At 66.1% G+C, this 3,100-nt stretch carries 3 protein-coding genes; 1 reads left to right on the top strand and 2 read right to left on the bottom strand.

From position 1 onward, the window contains the following. The coding region (locus RMO40_RS20180; protein ID WP_309725197.1) for a radical SAM protein at positions 1-1,414 on the bottom strand (1,414 nt) is incomplete at its 3' end. A 46-nt stretch (positions 1,415-1,460) separates the two neighbouring features. Between RMO40_RS20180 and RMO40_RS20175 the strand changes: the two genes are divergently transcribed. Then, positions 1,461-2,081 (top strand): flavin reductase family protein, encoded by a 621-nt coding sequence (locus RMO40_RS20175; RefSeq protein ID WP_309725195.1) that lies wholly within the window; start codon positions 1,461-1,463, stop codon positions 2,079-2,081. Positions 2,082-2,084: 3 nt separating this feature from the next. Here RMO40_RS20175 and RMO40_RS20170 read toward each other — a convergent pair. Then, on the bottom strand, positions 2,085-3,100 hold a 1,016-nt coding region (locus RMO40_RS20170), incomplete at its 5' end, for a transglutaminase family protein (RefSeq protein WP_309725193.1).

Genomic DNA, 3,100 nt, shown 5'->3' with positions numbered 1-3,100 from the left:
CCACTTCGAGGCCGCCAGAGATGGCGATGCAACCGCTGTCGGCCATCTGCTGGCACAGCTCGGGGCTGAATGATTTTTCGAAGCGGATGTTGCCCCACCACGAGATGGCGAGCTGGCGCTGGATCAGCTCGGCCGAGAGAGTTTTCAGCGCCTTGGGCGGCGCGGCTTCATCGACGAAGTGAAAGCCCGTCTGCCCGGTTTCCTTGACGATGGTCTCGATGCGGTCGACCAGCGTCGCAGCCGAAGCGCCTTCGTAGCGCGAGATGTAGTCGAGGCTCACGTCGCAGAAGCTGCACTTCTTCCAATAACACCCATGGGCCACGGTGAGCTTGTTCCAGCGCCCGTCGCTCCACAGCCGGTTCATCGGGTTGAGCATGTCCAGCAACGACAGGTAGCGGTCGAGCGGCAGGCCGTCCCAGGTGGGTGTGCCGACCTCGGCAAAGGCGATGTCTTGTTCGACCCAGTTGACGTAGCGCACGGCGCCGTCTTCGCGCACAAAGGTGCGCACCAGGCGCTGGCGCGAGCGTTTGCCTTGCAGGTGCTCCAGCAGCGCGAGCAAGGGGCGCTCACCGGCGTCGAGCGTGAGGTAGTCAAAGAAGTCGAAGACACGCGGCTCGGTGAGGTCGCGCAGCTCGGTGTTGACGTAGCCGCCACCGAGGCAGGTGACGATGCCCGGATCGTGCTGCTTGATGGCCTGGGCGATGCGGAACGCCGCGTAGACCGAGCCGGGGAATGGCACCGACACCAGCACCACGCTCGGCTGGTTGCGTTTCACGGCGGCGAGCGTCAGATCGACCAGCGTGCGGTCGACGAGGTTGAGCGGCTCGGCCAAGGCTTGCGCCAGCGGGTCGAAGGTCGGCTGGCTCTGCGCGAGCGATTCGGCGTAACGCACAAATTCGAAACGCGGGTCGACGGCATCGCGCAGCACGTCGGCCAGGTCGTTCAGGTAGAGCGTGGCCAGGTGGCGGGCGCGGTCTTGCATGCCGAGTGCGCCGAAGGCCCAGGCGAGCGGGTCACCACCGTCTTCGTCAATGTAGACAGCGAGCGAATCAAAGCGCGGGCCTTCGGGCAGAAAGCCGCGCCCGGAAATCCGGTGGCCGAGCGTTGGGTCACGCCCTTGCAGAAAAGCAATCGTTGGGCCGATGGTGGCAAGGTAGCGGTCAGACTGATCCATGAAACCCTGAACCAGCGGCGAACGCGCGGCCAGCGGCTGGGCCTCGACGTGCTCGCGCACCTGCTCCAGCCCCTCGCTCGACAGCAGCTTGAGCACCAAGCCCAGCGCCAGGTCTTCTTGCACCGCCTGCACCCCACGCGAGCGCAAAAACCCGGTGAGGTAGGCGGTAGACGGGTAAGGCGTGTTGAGCTGCGTCATCGGCGGGATGAGCGAGAGCACACGCGGGGAGACGATCGACATGCCCCCGAGTCTGCCATGCACACCCTGCCCACCGTACAGTGCGGCGATGCAAGACGACACCCACTTCTACGAACCGCGCCTGGGCCACGGCCTGCCGCACGACCCGTTCAACGCCATCGTGGGCCCGCGCCCGATCGGCTGGATCTCATCGCACGACGCCCAAGGCGTGCTGAACCTCGCGCCCTACAGCTTCTTCAACGCCTTCAACTACACGCCGCCCTTGGTGGGCTTCTCGAGCATTGGCGACAAGGACACGGTGCGCAATGCGCGGCAGACCGGCGAGTTCGTCTGGAACCTGGCCACGCGGCCGCTGGCCGAGGCCATGAACGCGAGTTGCGCCTCGGTGCCGCCCGAGGTCAACGAGTTCGAGCTGGCCGGGCTGACGCCGGTTTCCTCCCGTGTGATCTCGGTGCCCCGCGTGGCCGAGAGCCCGGTGTCGTTCGAGTGCCGGGTGACGCAGATCATCCAGCTGCAGGGCGCCGACGGCACGCCGGTCGAGACCTGGCTCACGCTCGGCGAGGTGGTGGCGGTGCACATCCGCAAAGCCCTGTTGAAGGACGGTGTGTACGACACCGCCGCCGCGCAGCCCATTCTTCGCGGCGGCGGCCCGGCCGACTACTTCAGCATCGGGCCGGAACAGCTGTTTCGCATGTTCCGGCCTCGATGAGACTCAAAGCTGCGCCGCCCGCCGCAAGTCGAGCGTGAACGGGAAGTTCGGGTTGCGCTCTTCCTTGGGCACCTTCATCGCGCCGGGTGTGTGTCCCACGCGGAAAAAACGCGCCAGGCGGCGGGCTTCGGCCTCGTAGGCGTTGACCGGTGCGGTGTCGTAGTTGCGCCCGCCCGGGTGGGCCACGTGGTACTGGCAGCCACCCATCGAGCGGCTCATCCAGGTGTCGACCAGGTCGAAGGTGAGCGGCGCGTGCGACGGGATGCTCGGGTGCAGCGCCGAAGGCGGCGCCCAGGCCTTGTAGCGCACCGCCGCCACGAACTCACCCACCTTGCCAGTGGGCTGCAGCGGCACCACGCGCCCGTTGCAGGTGAGCACATGGCGGTCGCTCACGAGGCCGGTGGCCCTGACCTGCAGGCGCTCCACCGATGAATCGACAAAACGCACCGAACCACCCGCGCCGCCCTCTTCGCCCATCACATGCCAAGGCTCAAGTGCAAGGCGGAATTCCAGCTCGACGCCCATGGCCGTGAAGTCACCGAGACGCGGGAAGCGGAAGTTCAAATGCGGTGCAAACCACTCCGGCTTGATGCCATAGCCGAACTCGTTCAACTCTTCGATCACGTCGCACAGGTCTTGCCACACAAAGTGCGGCAGCATGAAGCGGTCGTGCAGCTCGGTGCCCCAGCGCTTGAGGCGCGGCGGTTGATACGGCTTCTGCCAGAAGCGCGACACCAGCGCGCGCATCAGCAGCTGCTGCGTGAGGCTCATGCGCGCATGCGGCGGCATCTCGAAGGCGCGCATTTCCAAGAGCCCCAAGCGTCCGGTCGGGCCATCGGGCGAGTACATCTTGTCGATGCAGAACTCGGCGCGGTGGGTGTTGCCGGTGACGTCGATCAGGAGGTTTCGCATCAGCCGGTCGATCAGCCAGGGCGGGCAGGCGCCAGGCCCTTCAGCGGTTTTGCGTTGCAGCTCGGCGAACGCGATCTCGATCTCGTAGACCGAGTCGTTGCGCGCTT

Source organism: Rhizobacter sp. (assembly GCF_031412075.1).
Lineage (GTDB): Bacteria > Pseudomonadota > Gammaproteobacteria > Burkholderiales > Burkholderiaceae_C > Rhizobacter.
The sequence above is the reverse complement of the archived record's forward strand: the minus strand, read 5'-3'. Positions and strand labels throughout refer to the sequence as shown.